The 15,401-nt window shown below is 69.8% G+C and carries 16 protein-coding genes; 11 read left to right on the top strand and 5 right to left on the bottom strand.

The features are described from left to right. Positions 1 to 52: 52 nt before the first annotated feature. Both RDV84_RS14755 and RDV84_RS14760 read left to right on the top strand, forming a co-directional pair. Positions 53 to 688 (top strand): glutathione S-transferase N-terminal domain-containing protein, encoded by a 636-nt coding sequence (locus RDV84_RS14755; protein ID WP_057950207.1) that lies wholly within the window; start codon positions 53 to 55, stop codon positions 686 to 688. 209 nt (positions 689 to 897) lie between these two features. Then, positions 898 to 1,392 (top strand): ClpXP protease specificity-enhancing factor, encoded by a 495-nt coding sequence (locus tag RDV84_RS14760; protein ID WP_078997916.1) that lies wholly within the window; start codon positions 898 to 900, stop codon positions 1,390 to 1,392. 408 nt (positions 1,393 to 1,800) lie between these two features. Here RDV84_RS14760 and RDV84_RS14765 read toward each other — a convergent pair whose 3' ends face one another. The 3 genes from RDV84_RS14765 to RDV84_RS14775 form a co-directional block, all read right to left on the bottom strand. Beyond that, the gene (locus RDV84_RS14765; RefSeq protein ID WP_057948406.1) at positions 1,801 to 2,124 is read right to left on the bottom strand and encodes a DUF3301 domain-containing protein; all 324 of its coding nucleotides are present in this window, start codon (positions 2,122 to 2,124) and stop codon (positions 1,801 to 1,803) included. A 62-nt stretch (positions 2,125 to 2,186) separates the two neighbouring features. Then, positions 2,187 to 3,065, bottom strand: a complete 879-nt coding sequence (nadC, locus tag RDV84_RS14770) for a carboxylating nicotinate-nucleotide diphosphorylase (protein WP_309150772.1) — start codon at positions 3,063 to 3,065, stop codon at positions 2,187 to 2,189. Continuing rightward, positions 3,062 to 3,331 carry a Trm112 family protein gene (locus RDV84_RS14775; protein ID WP_309150773.1) on the bottom strand — a complete coding sequence of 90 codons (270 nt, stop codon included), beginning with the start codon at positions 3,329 to 3,331 and terminating at the stop codon, positions 3,062 to 3,064. Before RDV84_RS14775 ends, nadC begins: the two co-directional genes overlap by 4 nt. 64 nt (positions 3,332 to 3,395) lie before the next feature. Here RDV84_RS14775 and purE point away from each other — a divergent pair, with 64 nt between their 5' ends. The 3 genes from purE to RDV84_RS14790 all read left to right on the top strand — a co-directional run bounded on the left by purE (position 3,396) and on the right by RDV84_RS14790 (position 5,664). Beyond that, positions 3,396 to 3,932 (top strand): 5-(carboxyamino)imidazole ribonucleotide mutase, encoded by a 537-nt coding sequence (gene purE / locus RDV84_RS14780; RefSeq protein ID WP_078997913.1) that lies wholly within the window; start codon positions 3,396 to 3,398, stop codon positions 3,930 to 3,932. Continuing rightward, a complete protein-coding gene (locus RDV84_RS14785; RefSeq protein ID WP_078997912.1) occupies positions 3,929 to 5,068 on the top strand; it encodes a 5-(carboxyamino)imidazole ribonucleotide synthase in 1,140 nt (379 codons plus the stop codon). The genes purE and RDV84_RS14785 overlap by 4 nt, the downstream gene beginning before the upstream one ends. A 71-nt stretch (positions 5,069 to 5,139) precedes the next feature. Beyond that, complete coding sequence (locus tag RDV84_RS14790) at positions 5,140 to 5,664, top strand: hypothetical protein (protein WP_139381991.1); 525 nt, start codon at positions 5,140 to 5,142, stop codon at positions 5,662 to 5,664. Between the two features lie 16 nt (positions 5,665 to 5,680). Here the strand turns inward: RDV84_RS14790 and RDV84_RS14795 are convergent, their stop codons facing one another. After that, positions 5,681 to 6,205, bottom strand: coding sequence for a CcdC protein domain-containing protein (locus tag RDV84_RS14795; RefSeq protein ID WP_309150774.1), 525 nt, complete (start codon positions 6,203 to 6,205; stop codon positions 5,681 to 5,683). A 239-nt stretch (positions 6,206 to 6,444) separates the two neighbouring features. After that, positions 6,445 to 7,023: a superoxide dismutase gene (locus RDV84_RS14800; protein ID WP_057948399.1), complete on the bottom strand. Its 579-nt coding sequence runs from the start codon at positions 7,021 to 7,023 to the stop codon at positions 6,445 to 6,447. Positions 7,024 to 7,230: 207 nt separating this feature from the next. On the opposite strand from RDV84_RS14800, the gene grxD reads away from it, so the two are divergent. The 6 genes from grxD (at position 7,231) to ppnN (ending at position 15,373) form a co-directional block, all read left to right on the top strand. Then, a complete protein-coding gene (grxD, locus tag RDV84_RS14805; RefSeq protein WP_078997910.1) occupies positions 7,231 to 7,554 on the top strand; it encodes a Grx4 family monothiol glutaredoxin in 324 nt (107 codons plus the stop codon). Next, on the top strand, positions 7,551 to 8,309 hold the full coding sequence (locus RDV84_RS14810) for an SDR family NAD(P)-dependent oxidoreductase (RefSeq protein WP_057948397.1): 759 nt from the start codon (positions 7,551 to 7,553) through the stop codon (positions 8,307 to 8,309). Before grxD ends, RDV84_RS14810 begins: the two co-directional genes overlap by 4 nt. 10 nt (positions 8,310 to 8,319) lie before the next feature. Then, on the top strand, positions 8,320 to 8,913 hold the full coding sequence (locus RDV84_RS14815; RefSeq protein WP_057948396.1) for a YhgN family NAAT transporter: 594 nt from the start codon (positions 8,320 to 8,322) through the stop codon (positions 8,911 to 8,913). Between the two features lie 565 nt (positions 8,914 to 9,478). Then, on the top strand, positions 9,479 to 12,691 hold the full coding sequence (locus RDV84_RS14820; RefSeq protein ID WP_057950205.1) for a TonB-dependent receptor: 3,213 nt from the start codon (positions 9,479 to 9,481) through the stop codon (positions 12,689 to 12,691). Between the two features lie 340 nt (positions 12,692 to 13,031). Further along, positions 13,032 to 13,781, top strand: a complete 750-nt coding sequence (locus RDV84_RS14825) for a sulfotransferase family protein (protein WP_057950204.1) — start codon at positions 13,032 to 13,034, stop codon at positions 13,779 to 13,781. A gap of 209 nt (positions 13,782 to 13,990) precedes the next feature. Next, positions 13,991 to 15,373, top strand: a complete 1,383-nt coding sequence (gene ppnN / locus RDV84_RS14830; protein WP_250449548.1) for a nucleotide 5'-monophosphate nucleosidase PpnN — start codon at positions 13,991 to 13,993, stop codon at positions 15,371 to 15,373. Positions 15,374 to 15,401 lie beyond the last annotated feature (28 nt).

A 15,401-nucleotide genomic window follows, 5' to 3' on the forward strand; every position in this document is an offset into this window, starting at 1 on the left:
GGGTGGAGGGCGTCTTGCGACTGGCGGATTCCGGTCGTTGGAGAGGTCGATGATGGCGGCGAGCCCCCGTATGCGTAATGCCCTGACTCTGTTTTCGTCTACCGACTGCGTGCTGTGCCACCGCGTCCGGCTGGTGCTGGCGGCCAAGGGCGTCACCTACGACCTGATTCCGGTCGATCCGCAGAACCCGCCGGAAGACCTCGTCGACCTCAATCCCTATCACTCGGTGCCGACCCTGGTCGAGCGCGACCTGGTCCTGTACGCGGCCAGCGTGGTCAGCGAGTACCTGGACGAGCGCTATCCGCATCCGCCGCTGATGCCGGTCGACCCGCTTTCGCGCGCGCGCCTGCGCCTGGCGATGCTGCGCCTGGAGCACGACTGGGTGCCGCAGGTGCAGGCGATCCAGATGGGCAACAAGGTCCAGGCCGAGGCCGCGCGCAAGCGCCTGAAGGAACTGCTGACCGCCTCGGTGCCGCTGTTCAAGGCCAGCAAGTTCTTCCTGAACCCGGAAATGAGCCTGGCCGATTGCGCCATGGCGCCGATCATCTGGCGCCTGCCGTCGCTCGACGTGCCGCTGCCGAAGGACGCCAAGGCGATCGAGGATTACGGCAACCGCATCTTCCGCAACCCGGGCTTCTCGCGCAGCCTGACCGACCAGGAACGCAAGCTGCGCGACATGCCGATGTGAGCGCGGGCCGCGCGGGCGTCGCCCGCGGCGGCGACGGCCTCGGCGCGGGCCGCAGGGGGGCGGCGCGGACGGCGCCGCGCGCGGCCAGGCGCGGCCGCACCGCGCGACGCGGACCGGGCCGGGCGGACCGGGCCGGGCGGACGCGCGATCGCGGCGCCGATGCGCGGCGAAATCCTCTGTCCGGGCGCGCCAGGCGTTAAACTGCGCGCATGAGCGAAAGCAGCACCTCGATGACCAGCCACCGCCCCTATCTGTTGCGGGCGCTGTACGAATGGATCGCCGACAACGGCATGACCCCGCACCTGCTGGTCGACGCCACGCGTCCGGCCGTGCAGGTGCCCGCGCACGCGGTCAAGGAAGGCAAGATCGTGCTCAACGTGGCCGCGCGCGCGGTCTCGCACCTGGAAATGGGCAACGACTTCATCCGCTTCAGCGCGCGCTTCGGCGGCGTCAGCCATCCGGTCAACGTGCCGGTCGGCGCGGTGCTGGCGATCTATGCGCGCGAGACCGGGCAGGGCATGGCGCTGCCGGAGGACGCCAGCCTGGAAGACGCCGCGCTCGACGAGGCGTCCTCCGAGCAGCCCGAGTCGGCCGCGCCGTCGCCGCAGCTCAGCGCCGTGCCGAGCGACCCGCCGGACGGCGACGACGACGGCCCGCACACCCCGACGCCGCGACGCGGCGGGCACCTGCGCATCGTCAAGTAAGCCGCGGTCGCCAGCTGAGCCGCAGGCGCCGCGAGCCGCCCGCGTCGCGAGCCGCCCGCGCTCGCGCCGGCTTCCTGTCGCAGCGTCTCAAGCCGCGACCTCGCGGGCGTACCGCGGCGCAGCCGTAGCCTAATCGCCGCGTTCATTCCGGTCGCCGCGTCGTCGCGCCCGCCCCCTGTAGGAGCGGCGCAAGCCGCGACCGCGCCACCGCAATTACGGCGTGCCCACCACCGTCCCATCGTTCCGGCGAAAGCCGGAATCCATTTTGCTTCTGCTCCTGCTTGCGCTGCGCCGCAAACAGACAAGCGAGATCAAAATGGATTCCGGCTTTCGCCGGAATGACGGCATGGGGAGAAGCGGCTTCGGGTCGTGGTGGCGGAGCTGCGTCGCTTCGGTTGGCCGGACCCGTCAGTGCAACTGCGAGGGCTCGCGCGTGACCGGACCGCTGAACGCCACCAGCCGGTCGCCGCGCAGCACCAGCCGGCCGATGTGGCGGTCTTCGCCGTCGATGGAGTAGTCGAAGCGGAAGGTGCGTTCGAAGCCGAGCCAGCCGCTTTCGCGGCGGATCACCCGCAGGCCGATCGCGTGCACGCTCTGGTCGAGCCATTGCACCCCGGCCGCGCGGCAGGCGTCGCGGCCGACGACTTCGGCGCGTTCGGCGGCGGCGCGGCCGGCGCTCCAGAACGAGAACGCGGCGGCGCCGAAGATCATCAGCAGGATCAGGGTAGGCATGGCGTGTTCTTGGCGGCGGGATCGGCGCAACGCAAGGGGGCGGGCGCCCCCGGTCGATGCGGTCAGCCCGGCGGCGGTCCCAGTTTCAGCGAAAGGTCGATGGCGCGCACATGCTTGGTCAGCGCGCCGATCGAGATGCAGTCCACGCCGTCCTGCGCGATCGCGCGCAGGCCGTCGAGATCGACGCCGCCAGAGACTTCCAGCGGGATGCGTCCGGCGAACGGCGCCGCGCGCGCGATCCGCACCGCCTCGCGGCGGGTGGCGGCGTCGAAGTCGTCGATCAGGATGCGGTCGCAGCCCTCGGTCAGCGCCTCGCGCAACTGGTCCAGCGTCTCGACCTCGACGATCAGCGGCAGCCCGGGATGGCGTTCGCGCGCGTGGCGGATCGCCGCGACCAGCGAGCCGGCGGCGCGGATGTGGTTTTCCTTGAGCATCACCGCATCGAACAGGCCGATGCGGTGGTTGACCCCGCCGCCGCAGCGCACCGCGTACTTCTGCGCCAGGCGCAGGCCGGGCAGGGTCTTGCGGGTGTCGAGGATGCGGGTGCCGGTGCCGGCCACCGCGGCCACGTACTGGGCGGTGACGGTGGCGGTGCCGGACAGGGTCTGCAGGAAGTTCAGCGAGGCGCGCTCGGCGCTGACCAGGGCGCGCGAACGGCCGCGCAGGGTCGCCAGCACCGTGCCCTTGGCGACGCGGTCGCCCTCGGCGACTTTCCAGTCGATCTCGACCTGCGGGTCGAGCGCGCGGTGGCAGGCGTCGAACCACGGCCGGCCGCAGATCACCGCGTCTTCCTTGCACAACAAGTAAGCGATGTCGGCGCTGTCGGGCAGCAGCTCGGCGGTGACGTCGCCGCCGCCGAGGTCTTCGGCCAGGGCATCGGCGACGTCGGCTTCGATCTCGGCCGCCGGCGGCGGGGTCAGGTCGCGGGCGGCGGCGTTCATGCGGCGGGGAAACCCTCGACCTGGGCGGTGGCCAGGGCGTTGTCGGCGTCCAGCAGGGCGATGCCGTCGTCGACGATGTAGACGGTCTTGCGGTCACGGGTCACCAGCGCCTCGCGCAGGGCCTGGGTCTGGGCGTCGCCGCCGCCGCGGACCACGCCGCCGGCGGCGATGGCGGCGTTGAGCGCCTGCAGGCCGCGGCCGTCCAGCAGCAGCAGCGGTTGGCGGGTGGTCGGGCAGACGAGCAGGTCGAGCAGTTTGCGATCCATACGGTTTGATGCCGGTACGACGGGACAGGGCGTTAGAATACGTCTTTGCGCCAAGGCACGTCCCATGTCCCCAGCCTCGTCCGATCCAAGCACCTCGTCCGCCGCCGCCGGTCCCGCCCCGCTCGTGGGCATCGTCATGGGCTCGCGCTCGGACTGGGAGACCATGCAGCACGCCGCCGCCAAGCTCGAAGCCCTGGGCGTGCCGCACGAAGTGCGGGTGGTGTCCGCGCACCGCACCCCGGACGTGCTGTTCCAGTACGCCGAAAGCGCGGCCGGCCGCGGCCTGCGCGCGATCGTCGCCGGCGCCGGCGGCGCCGCGCACCTGCCGGGCATGCTGGCGGCGAAGACCGCGGTGCCGGTGCTTGGCGTGCCGGTGCAGTCCAAGGCGCTCAACGGCATGGACTCGCTGCTGTCGATCGTGCAGATGCCGGCCGGCATCCCGGTGGCGACCTTCGCCATCGGCAACGCCGGCGCCGCCAACGCCGCGCTGTTCGCCGCCGCCGTGCTGGCGCCGGAGTATCCGGCCATCGGCGCGGCGCTGGCCGCATTCCGCGCGCGCCAGACCGACGAAGTGCTGGCCCACGACGATCCGCGCCAATGACCACCGTCGGCATCCTCGGAGGCGGGCAGTTGGCCCGCATGCTGGCGCTGTCGGGCGCGCCGCTGGGCCTGCGCTTCCTGGTCCTGGACAACACCGCCGACGCCTGCGCCGGCCAGTTCGCGCCGATGGTGGTCGGCGACTACACCGACCAGGCCGCGCTCGACGAATTCGCGTCCAAGATCGACGTGGCCACCTTCGATTTCGAGAACGTGCCGGCCGAGTCGGCGCGCTGGCTGGCCGAGCGCCGGCCGGTGTTCCCGAGCCCGCGCGCGCTCGCCGTCGCGCAGGACCGGCTCGCCGAGAAGACCCTGTTCCGCGAACTCGACATCCCGGTGCCCGACTTCGCCGCGATCGACTCGCGCGCCGGCCTCGACGCCGCGCTGGCGGCGATCGGCACGCCATGCATCCTCAAGACCCGGCGCCTGGGCTACGACGGCAAGGGCCAGTTCCGGATCAAGACCGCGGCCGACGCCGACGCCGCCTGGGCCGCGCTCGGCGCCCAGGCCGACACCGTCGGCCTGATCCTGGAAGGCTTCGTGCGCTTCGAGCGCGAACTGTCGGTGGTCGCCGTGCGCGGCCGCGACGGCGAGTTCCGCGCCTGGCCGCTGACCGAGAACTGGCACGTCGACGGCGTGCTCTCGGCCAGCCTCGCGCCGGCCGTCGCCGACGAGGCGCTGGCCGCGACCGCGGTCGCGCATGCGCGCAAGCTCGCCGACGCGCTCGACTACGTCGGCGTGTTCGCGCTGGAGCTGTTCTGCCGCGACGGCGTGCTGCTGGCCAACGAACTGGCCCCGCGCGTGCACAACTCCGGCCATTGGACCATCGAAGGCGCGGAAACCTCGCAGTTCCAGAACCACCTGCGCGCCGTGCTCGGCCTGCCGCTGGGCGACACCCGCATGCTCGGCCACGCCTGCATGCTCAACTGGATCGGCGCGATGCCGGACGCCGCGCCGGTGCTGGCCGAGGCCGGCGGGCACTGGCACGACTACGGCAAGTCGCCGCGCGAGGGGCGCAAGGTCGGGCATGCGACGGTGCGCGCGGATTCGGCGCAGGCGCTGGCGCAGGCGCTGGCCCGGGTCGGCGTCGCGCTCGGCCGCCAGGAGCAGGTCGCGCCGGTGATCGCGAGGCTGACCTGATCATCATTCCGACGCGGTCGCGCTCCCCGCGCGCTGCCGCGTCGCTGGTGCGCGGCGGGCCGATCGGCTGGTTGCTGGTCGCGCACTTCGTCGGCGCGCTGCTGAGCCTGATCTCGATCGAGCCGGGCTGCTGCCTGTTCGTGCCCGAGGAGCCGGACCACGACCGGGTCTGGCGCTGGCTGCTGCTGTTCTGGCTGGCGTTGGCGGCTTTCTCGCTGGTCCGGCATTGGCCGATGTGGAGCTGGCGTTCGCCGGCCTGGATGGCGTTGCTGGCGCCGTGGGTGCTCGCTTTCCTGCTCGCGGCTTTCAGCTGGCCCTACGTGTACGCCGCCAACGCCTTGGCCGGCAGCGATGCGGTGCGTTTCGACGGCGTGGCGATCGACCGCTGGGAAGAAGACGGCCGTTCGCCGACTTACGGCGTATATTTGCGCGACGCGCGCAGCGGCGCAGTGGTGTCGTTGCGCATCGACCGGCACGAATACGCTGCGCTGCGAACCGGCGACCGCGCGGTGTGCGATTACCGCCGCGGACGTCTGGGGTTCTATTTCCGCTGGCGTTTGGGCGCGCCGCAGGCGTGCCGGTTCGAACGCAGTTGACCCGGCCGCGCTTGGATCAAAGCTCAACCGGGGGCGTGGACGCACTGGTCGCGGCGCGTTCCGCCGCCAGCCGCCGCATCTGCACCATCAGTCCGATGACATAGACCAGGGAATAGCCGATCAACACCGTCGCCATGGCCATGGTCAGCGCGCTCGGCGCCTGCGTCGCGGCGAAGCCTTCGTGGGTGTAGCGCCAGGCGATGCGGCCGACCAGCAGGGCGGCCAGCGCGCCGCCGATCCACGGGTTCGGCGTGTAGGTGCGCTGGTCGTCGCGCCAGGCGACGTGGGTGTGCTTGAGCGCGAGCAAGCCGAGCAGGGCGCCGAGCGTCGCGCCGATGCCCAGGCCCAGCGCCAGCGACGGCTGCAATGCGCCGAGCGCGCACAGCATCGCCGCGACCAGGACCAGGACGCCCAGGCGGATGCCGCTGCGCACCGGCCGCCACGGCTGCACGCCGAAGTTGCGGCGGACGCGCCGGTAGATCATCAGCATCGACAGCGCGGGGACCCAGTACGGGGCGGTGGCGGCGATCGGCGAGGCCATGGCTGCGGTTCCGGTGGCCGCGGTGCGCGGCGGCACGAGCTTGCGCGTGGGGGCCGCGGTTGCGCAAGCGTGCGGGCGGGGCGGCTGGCGGAATGCGCGGGCGACCTGGGCATGCGTCGGTCGGCGCGGCGGCGCGGTCGCGGCTTGCGCCGCTCCTGCGAAAGGCGGGACGGACGCTCGGGCAACGAAAAACGGCCGGGTTTCCCCGGCCGTTTTTCGTATCGCGTAGACGCGGCGGCTTACTTGAGGTTGGACGCCACGAAGTCCCAGTTGACCAGGTTCCAGAACGCCTCGACGTACTTCGGGCGGGCGTTGCGGTAGTCGATGTAGTAGGCGTGTTCCCACACGTCGCAGGTCAGCAGCGCGGTGTCTTCGCCGGTCAGCGGGGTGGCGGCGTTGGGGGTGCTGACCAGGGCCAGCGAACCGTCCGGACGCTGCACCAGCCAGCCCCAGCCCGAGCCGAAGGTGCCGACGGCGGTCTTGGTGAACTCTTCCTTGAACTTGGCGAAGTCGCCGAAGGCCTTGTTGATGAGTTCGGCCAGCTTGCCGGTCGGCTCGCCGCCGCCCTTCGGCGACAGGCAGTTCCAATAGAAGGTGTGGTTCCAGATCTGGGCGGCGTTGTTGAACATGCCGCCCTGCGACTTCTTGATGATCTCTTCCAGCGACAGCGAGGCGAACTCGGTGCCTTCGATCATCTTGTTGAGGTTGTCGACGTAGGCCTTGTGATGCTTGCCGTAGTGGTAGTCGATGGTCTCGGCCGAGATGGTCGGCTCCAGCGCGGTGCGGTCGTACGGCAGGGCAGGCAATTCGATGGCCATTGGCGGGCTCCTGGAGATGCGAGGGGGCTGGCTAGCGGAGGGCGCCGCGGCCGGCGCTCCAGGCCCGGGACCGCGCGGTCGTGGACCGTTGGGTTCCGGGAACGGGCGCGTCGGCGACGCCGCGAAGGCTTACAATTCATATTCTATCCCCACCCAAGGTTGCCGAACCGTCAAACTCGGCAACAAACCTCGTCAGGAGCAGTGCCCATGTCGTCGGTTATCGAACGGATCCAGACCGAGGTCGAGTCCCATCCGGTCGTGTTGTTCATGAAGGGCACCGCGCAGTTCCCGATGTGCGGTTTCTCCAGCCGCGCGGTGCAGGCGCTCAAGGCCGCCGGCGCGACTTCGCTGCATACGGTCAACGTGCTCGAAGACCCGGAGATCCGCGCCAACCTGCCGCGCTATTCGAACTGGCCGACCTTCCCGCAGCTCTTCATCCACGGCGAGCTGATCGGCGGCTGCGACATCACCCTGGAGCTGTACGAGTCCGGCGAACTGGCGCGCATGATCAGCGAGACCCAGTCGCAGTGACCGAAGCCGCCGCCCGCTCGAACGATCCGCAGGCCGGCGCGCAGGCGCTGGCCGGGCGCGTGGTGCTGGTCACCGGCGCCGCCGGCGGGCTCGGTTCGGCCGCTTCGGTGGCCGCCGCCGCCGCCGGCGCCACCGTGGTCCTGCTCGGGCGCAAGCTGCCGAAGTTGAACCGGGTCTACGACGCCGCGGCCCAGGCCGGGCCCGAGCCGCTGCTGTACCCGCTCGACCTGGAAGGCGCCCAGCCCGACGACTACGCCGAGATGGCGCAGCGGATCGAATCCGAACTCGGCCGCCTCGACGGCGTGCTGCATTGCGCCGCCGACTTCCCCGGCCTGACCCCGCTGCTGCAGACCGATCCGGCCGCGTTCGCGCGCGCCGTGCACGTCAACCTGACCGCGCCGTGGTGGCTGTCGCAGGCCTGCCTGCCGTTGCTGGCCAAGGCCGGCGACGCCGCCCTGGTGTTCGCGCTCGACGATCCCGCGCGGGTCGGCCAGGCCTATTGGGGCGGTTACGGCGCGGCCCAGCACGGGCTCGCGGCGCTGGTCGGGATCCTGCACGCCGAGCTGGGCAATTCCAGCGTGCGCGTGGCCGGGCTGCGTCCCGGGCCGATGCGCACGCCGCTGCGCGCGCGCGCCTATGTCGAGGAAAGCGACCGCTCCGCGCGCGAGCCCTCGGCCTACGCCCAGGCCTGCGTGACCTTGCTGTCGGCCGCCGGCGCGGGCCATCGCGGCACGGTCTGGGCGCCGCACGCCTGAGCCCGCCGCCATGACCATCGCCTCGGCCGCGCTGCTGCTCTTCATCATCCTCGACCCGCTCGGCAACATCCCGGTGTTCCTGAGCCTGCTGCGCGGGCTGCCGCCCAAGCGCCAGCGCATCGTGCTCGCGCGCGAGCTGCTGATCGCGCTCGGCGTGCTGATGCTGTTCCTGTGGGGCGGCAAGTACGCGCTGGAACTGATGCACCTGCGCCAGGAATCGGTGTCGATCGCCGGCGGCATCGTGCTGTTCCTGATCGGCATCCGCATGATCTTCCCGCCGCCGGAAGGGCTGATGGGCGAGATCCCCGACGGCGAGCCCTTCATCGTGCCGATGGCGATCCCGCTGGTGGCCGGCCCCTCGGGCATGGCCGCGGTGATGCTGATGGGCAGCAACGATCCGGCCCGGCTCGGCGACTGGAGCCTGGCCCTGCTGATCGCCTGGGGCGCGACCGCGGCGATCCTGTTCTCGGCGACCATTCTTTACAAGCTGCTCGGCCGGCGCGCGCTGATCGCGATCGAACGCCTGATGGGCATGCTGCTGGTCGCGATCTCGGTGCAGATGATCCTCGACGGCCTGGGTTCTTACCTGCCGGGGCCGCCGTAAGCGAAGCCCCGGAGGGGGAGCCGGGTCGTCCGAACCCGGTGGTCCAGGGATGGATCAACGTCGTTCGAGGCCGGGCCATCGGCCGCCGCTCGCTGGAACCGATCGCCCGCCGCCGGGGCGCGACGAAATCGCGGCGACCGCCCCCATCCGCCCGGGTTGCCGACGAACGGTGCGATGCGCGCGCCATGCGCGTGCCGGGATGCGGCGCCGGTCCGCGATTTCGAGTGGCGATCCGGTGCCTGGCGTATGTAGGCCGGCGCCCATTCGCAAGCGCATGGGGACGCGGCGCGGCGGTGGTTTATACAACTTTGCGCTGCATGGCAGTTCAGGTGTGGACGCAGTCACCGTGTGACAAGGCTTGATGCCGGTCACGTCTCTGTCACACACCCTCCCTAGCCTGTTAAACTGCTGTTAACCCCGGCGGCCACGGCGCCGCGCGGGTCTAGGGGCTAGCCATAAAACGGACCTGGTACGAGCGCGGCGCGAAGCCGCGCCGGCCGGCCGACTCCGCCACGCATTCCACTGTACCGAGGCCATCGTAATGACCTATCAGAACCGCGTCCGCATGTCCAAGCTCACGCTTGGCCTGCTCGCCGTACTCGCCACCGCACCGGCGTTCGCCCAGTCCACCTCCGCCGGCGTCAACGGCACGGTGACCAGCGCCAGCGGCCAGCCGGTCGCCGGCGCCGAAGTGACCATCACCCACGTCGAGTCGGGCACGGTCAGCCGCGCCACCACCGACGCCAGCGGCCGCTACAACGCGCGCGGCCTGCGCGTCGGCGGTCCGTACACGATCAACATCACCAAGGAAGGCGAGGGCACCAAGACCGAGGACGGCGTCTACCTCGATCTGGCCAAGAGCAACACCATCAACGCCGCGCTGTCGCCGGCCGACGTGACCACCCTGGGCGCGGTCACCGCGGTCGCCACCGGCGGCTCGGAGCTGTTCAGCGCGACCAAGATGGGCTCGGGCACCAACGTGACCCGCCAGACCATCGAGGCGCTGCCCTCGATCGGCGGCAACATCCAGGACTACGTCCGCCTCGACCCGCGCGTGGCCTACGTCAACCGCGCCGAGGGCGGCATCACCGCCGGCGGCCAGAACCCGCGCTACAACGCCATCCGCATCGACGGCGTGTCGGCCAGCGACACCTTCGGCCTGGAAGGCAACAACATGCCGACCCGCCGCCAGCCGGTGTCGATGGAAGCCATCGAAGGCATCAACGTCGACCTGGCCAGCTACGACGTCACCATCACCGGCGCGACCGGCGCGGTGGTCGACGCGGTGACCAAGTCGGGCACCAACGAATTCCACGGCTCGATCTACGGCAGCTACCGCGACGGCGGCTGGTTCGGCAAGGATCCGACCGACACCAAGTTCAACGGCTTCGACAAGGAAGAGACCTACGGCGCCACCTTCGGCGGCCCGCTGGTCAAGGACAAGCTGTTCTTCTTCGCCAACTACGAGAAGTTCAAGCAGGCCGCTCCGGGCGCCGACATCCCGGGCAGCGCGCTGGGTCGCCGCGGCGCGGTGATCACCCAGAACGACCTGTCGCGCGCGCAGACCATCTCCAGCGGCTACGGCTTCGACGCCGGCGGCCTGGGCAGCTCGGGCAACACCGACCTGGAAGAGTACGCGCTCAAGATCGACTGGAACATTTCCGACGCGCACCGCGCCAGCCTGCGCTACAGCAAGCTCGACCAGAGCAAGCTGCGCATCAACGGCATCAACAGCAGCCAGATCTCGCTGAACTCGTACTGGTACCAGCACACCAAGTCGGTCGAGAGCTGGGTCGGCCAGCTGTTCAGCGACTGGACCGACAACTTCTCCACCGAGTTCAAGGTCTCCTACCGCGACTACTCGGCCGTGCGCGAAACCCCGGGCACCGCGCCTAGCGTGCGCATCTGGTTCGGCGGCACCGAAGGCAACCCGGGCGGCGACTCGCTGTTCCTGGGCACCGAGACCAACTCGCAGGCCAACAAGCTCTACACCAAGACCTGGAACGCGTTCGGTTCGGGCACCCTGGCGCTGGGCGACCACAACATCAAGTTCGGCTTCGACTACAGCAACAACGACGTCTACAACCTGTTCGGACCGCAGGTCTACGGCGTGTACGAGTTCTGGGGCCTGGACAACTACCAGGCCGGCCGCTGGCTGAAGTACGACGTGCGCACCCCGCAGCCGGGCGCGGGCATCGACAGCGTCGCCGGCGCGTTCAAGTACAAGCAGTACGGCCTGTTCATCCAGGACGAGTGGTTCGTCAACAACAACCTGACGGTGAACTTCGGCCTGCGCGCCGACAAGCCGGAAGTCAACAAGAACCCGGACTACAACCCGCTGGTCCAGCAGGTGTTCGGCTACGACACCCGCAAGGTGCTGAACTCCAAGTGGCTGATCCAGCCGCGCGTGGGCTTCAACTACACCTTCGACAGCGAGCGCCCGACCCAGCTGCGCGGCGGTTTCGGCCTGTTCCAGGGCGAGTCGCCGCAGGTGTGGCTGACCAACGCCTACAACACCACCGGCCTGAACTACATCCAGTACTCGCAGAACCTGGCGTCGACCGAGAACTGGCAGAACCTGAAGTTCAACGGCGACGGCCTCAACCCGCCGATCCCGTCGCGCGCCGGCAGCCAGCTGCAGAACGTCAACGTCATCAACCCCGACTTCGAGCAGCCGTCGGTGTGGAAGGCCAACCTGGCGTTCGAGCATGAGCTGCCGTGGTACGGCGTGGTCGGTTCGGCCGAGCTGCTGGTGACCAAGGTCAAGAACGCGCTGTTCTACCGCAACCTCAACCTCGGCACGCCGCAGGCGGAGGGTCCGGACGGCCGCGACCTGTTCTGGAGCCAGGCCGCGAACCTGCGCAACCGTCCGTGGTCGTCGGGCAACAACCGCTTCGCCCGCGACCGCCGCTTCGACCAGGTCCTGCTGCTCGACAACACCGACAAGGGCGAAACCCAGCAGTTCACCGTCGGCCTGAGCAAGCCCTTCGGCGTCGAGAGCGACTGGTCCTGGAGCCTGGCCTACACCTACACCCACGCCACCGAAGTCAGCGGCCTGACCAGCTCGACCGCGACCTCCGGCTGGAACTACAACTACCTGTTCGACGCCAACGAAGAGACCGCCTCGACCTCGCGCTACCAGATCAAGGACCGCATCATCGGCACCCTGGACTGGAAGCATAAGTTCTTCGGCGACTACGAGACCCGCATCGGCCTGGTGTACGAAGGCCGCAGCGGCCGTCCCTTCAGCTACGTCTATTCCAACGACGTCAACGGCGACAACCGCTCGGGCAACGACCTGTTCTACGTGCCCAGCGGCCCGGGCGACGTGCTGTTCGGTTCGCTCAGCCCGGCCGGCCAGTTCACCGCCGACCCGGCCATGGAGAAGCGCTTCTTCGACTGGCTGGCCTCGAACCCGGAACTGGGCCGCTACGCCGGCCGCTCCGCGCCGCAGAACGCCGGCCGCGCGCGTTGGGTCAACACCTTCGACGTGCGCATCAGCCAGGAACTGCCCGGCTTCTTCAAGGACCACAAGTCCGAGATCTGGCTGGACATCCAGAACGTGGGCAACCTGATCAACAAGGATTGGGGCCACATCTACGACTACGGCTTCTTCGCCAGCCAGCGCGTCGCCGCGATCCAGGGCATGTACAACGGCAAGTACGTGTACAACTTCAACACCCCGGACGCGCCGACCGTGGCCAACGCCGACGCCGACGGCTTCAACGTCGGTGTGTCGCAGTGGTCGGTCCAGCTGGGCTTCCGCTACAAGTTCTGATCCGCGCGATCGAACGCTCCACCGAAGACAGCCGGGTTCGCCCGGCTGTCTTTTTTTATGGGTCGGGCCGGCTCGCGGCGCGGGCCGATCGGCCGCTGTTCGGTCGCACGTTCGCAGCAATCTCCGGCGATGATTGCAAGGCTACGGCCGCCGCTCGGCCGTTCCGCCCTGCGCGCGCAGGGCTTCCATGCCAGGGGAGGGATACCGTCCGCCAACGCCGCAACGCCGCAACGCATTGATTGACGCCACCAATGAATGTCCGCGCACTGGAGAAACAATCGCTATGGACAGAACCACCGCTACGCCGGCGCCTTCGCGCCTGGTCGCTTCGCCCGTTTTCGTGATTTCCGCCGTCCGCAGCGGCTCGACCCTGCTGCGCTGCGTGCTCGACACCCACTCGCGCATCTGCGCGCCGCACGAGCTGCACCTGCCGGATTTCCAGGTCCAGCTCGACACCCTCCAGGCCAACGTCTCGATGGAAGCGATGGGCCTGGACTTGGCGGAGGTCGAGCACCTGTTGTGGGACCGCATGCTGCACCGCCTGCTGGACGCCAGCGGCAAGCACACCATCGTCGACAAGACCCCGGCCAACGCGCTGCGCTGGCAGCGCCTGGCGCAGTGCTGGCCGCAGGCGCGCTTCATCTTCCTGGTCCGCCATCCCAGCCATGTGCTCGATTCGATGCTGGCCGCGGCCAAGGGCGCGCTCGGCCAGGAGCTCAAGGAACGCTTCGGCGAGCAGAACGAACGCTGGGGCAATCCGGATTCGGCGCAGACCATGCTGCTGCCGCAGTTGTCGGGCGTGATCCAGGCGCGCGCGGCGCTGCCCGGCCTGACCGTGCGCTACGAGGAGCTCACCGCCGACCCCGCGCGGGTGACCCAGGACATCTGCCGGTTCCTGGGGCTGGAGTGGGAGCCGGAGATGATGGAGTACGGCCGGGTCGACCACGGTCCGTTCAAGGTGTTCCTCGGCGACAACAGCGAGCGCATCCACTCGGGCCGGATCCAGGCCTCGCGCGAGCTGCCGGCCGGCGACAGCGTGCCGCCGCGGCTGCGCGAGGTCTGCCAGAGCCTGGGCTACCTGCCGCACTGAGCGCGGCCGCGCGCCCGCCCGGCAGGGGCGGGCGCCGGCTTCGAGGAGGGCGAAACGGCCGGGCCTGTCCCGGCCGTTTTTCATGGCAGAACCCGCCGCCGCGCCGGCCGCGCGGCCGCGCCGGGACGACCGCGCGCGGATACCGGAGGCGGCGGCCGAACTGCTAGAGTCCCACCCCACGAATCGATGAAAAAGCCGAGAAAAACGCAATGACCGCAACCCCCAACGCGACCGTCCTGCCGACGGTCAACGCCCGCATCTACCCCAAGGGCGGGCTCGACGTCCTGTCCCGCGACGAGGTCGCGCGCCTGCGCGACGCCTCCACCGGCATCCACGACCTGCTGCGCCGCTGCGCCCTGGCGGTGCTGACCAGCGGCAGCGCCTCCGACGATCCGCGCGCCGCGCGCGAGCTGTATCCCGATTTCGACATCGAGGTGCACCAGCAGGACCGAGGCATGCGCATCGACCTGACCCGCGCGCCGGCGATGGCCTTCGTCGACGGCGAGATCATCCGCGGCGTGGCCGAGCTGCTGTTCGCGGTGGTCCGCGACCTGGCCTACACCGCGATCGAGCTCGGCAAGGGCGGCGGCCGCGACCTGGAGTCCAGCGACGGCCTCACCGACTCGGTATTCGGCCTGCTGCGCAACGCCCGCATCCTGCACCCGGCCGATCCGAACCTGGTGGTGTGCTGGGGCGGCCACTCGATCTCGCGCGACGAGTACATCTACACCAAGCAGGTCGGCTACGAGCTGGGCCTGCGCGGCCTCGACATCTGCACCGGCTGCGGGCCGGGCGCGATGAAGGGCCCGATGAAGGGCGCGACCATCGCCCACGCCAAGCAGCGCCGCCGCGCGATGCGCTACATCGGCATCACCGAGCCGGGCATCATCGCCGCCGAATCGCCGAACCCGATCGTCAACCACCTGGTGATCATGCCGGACATCGAGAAGCGCCTGGAGGCCTTCGTCCGCATGGGCCACGGCATCATCGTGTTCCCCGGCGGCGTCGGCACCGCCGAGGAGATCCTGTACCTGCTCGGCATCCTGCTGCGCGAGGAGAACGCCGGTCTGCCGTTCCCGCTGATCCTGACCGGCCCGACCGCGTCGGCGCCGTACTTCGAGCAGATCGACAAGTTCCTGCGCCTGACCCTGGGCGAGGTCGCGACCCAGCGCTACGAGATCATCGTCGGCGATCCCGAGCGCGTGGCCCGGGCGATGTCGCAGGGCATCCGCAAGGTGCGCGAGTACCGGATCGAGCACAAGGATTCGTTCTTCTTCAACTGGTCGATCGACATCCCGCTGACCTTCCAGAAGCCGTTCGTGCCGACCCACGAGGCGATGGCCTCGTTGGACCTGCACCACGGCCGCAAGCCGCACGAGCTAGCCGCGGACCTGCGCCGCGCGTTCTCCGGCATCGTCGCCGGCAACGTCAAGGAAGACGGCATGCGCCGGATCGAGGAGTTCGGCCCGTTCGAGATCCACGGCGACCCGGACATGATGCAGTCGCTGGACGCGCTGCTGCGCGCGTTCGTCGAGCAGCGCCGCATGAAGATCGCCGGCGAGTACCGTCCCTGCTACCGCGTGGTGACCTGAACGGGTATGATGGCGGGCTCCGGCGGCG

The sequence above is a fragment of the Lysobacter yananisis genome (assembly GCF_031199375.1).
In the GTDB taxonomy this organism is placed as follows: Bacteria; Pseudomonadota; Gammaproteobacteria; order Xanthomonadales; family Xanthomonadaceae; genus Lysobacter; species Lysobacter yananisis.

Excerpts from the sequence above, each read along its gene's own strand:
- RDV84_RS14755 (WP_057950207.1), top strand. The coding sequence starts at position 53 with ATGGCGGCGAGCCCCCGTATGCGTAATGCCCTGACTCTGTTTTCGTCT.
- RDV84_RS14760 (WP_078997916.1), top strand. The coding sequence starts at position 898 with ATGAGCGAAAGCAGCACCTCGATGACCAGCCACCGCCCCTATCTGTTG.
- RDV84_RS14765 (WP_057948406.1), bottom strand. The coding sequence starts at position 2,124 with ATGCCTACCCTGATCCTGCTGATGATCTTCGGCGCCGCCGCGTTCTCG.
- nadC (WP_309150772.1), bottom strand. The coding sequence starts at position 3,065 with ATGAACGCCGCCGCCCGCGACCTGACCCCGCCGCCGGCGGCCGAGATC.
- RDV84_RS14775 (WP_309150773.1), bottom strand. The coding sequence starts at position 3,331 with ATGGATCGCAAACTGCTCGACCTGCTCGTCTGCCCGACCACCCGCCAA.
- purE (WP_078997913.1), top strand. The coding sequence starts at position 3,396 with ATGTCCCCAGCCTCGTCCGATCCAAGCACCTCGTCCGCCGCCGCCGGT.
- RDV84_RS14785 (WP_078997912.1), top strand. The coding sequence starts at position 3,929 with ATGACCACCGTCGGCATCCTCGGAGGCGGGCAGTTGGCCCGCATGCTG.
- RDV84_RS14795 (WP_309150774.1), bottom strand. The coding sequence starts at position 6,205 with ATGGCCTCGCCGATCGCCGCCACCGCCCCGTACTGGGTCCCCGCGCTG.
- RDV84_RS14800 (WP_057948399.1), bottom strand. The coding sequence starts at position 7,023 with ATGGCCATCGAATTGCCTGCCCTGCCGTACGACCGCACCGCGCTGGAG.
- grxD (WP_078997910.1), top strand. The coding sequence starts at position 7,231 with ATGTCGTCGGTTATCGAACGGATCCAGACCGAGGTCGAGTCCCATCCG.
- RDV84_RS14815 (WP_057948396.1), top strand. The coding sequence starts at position 8,320 with ATGACCATCGCCTCGGCCGCGCTGCTGCTCTTCATCATCCTCGACCCG.
- RDV84_RS14820 (WP_057950205.1), top strand. The coding sequence starts at position 9,479 with ATGTCCAAGCTCACGCTTGGCCTGCTCGCCGTACTCGCCACCGCACCG.
- ppnN (WP_250449548.1), top strand. The coding sequence starts at position 13,991 with ATGACCGCAACCCCCAACGCGACCGTCCTGCCGACGGTCAACGCCCGC.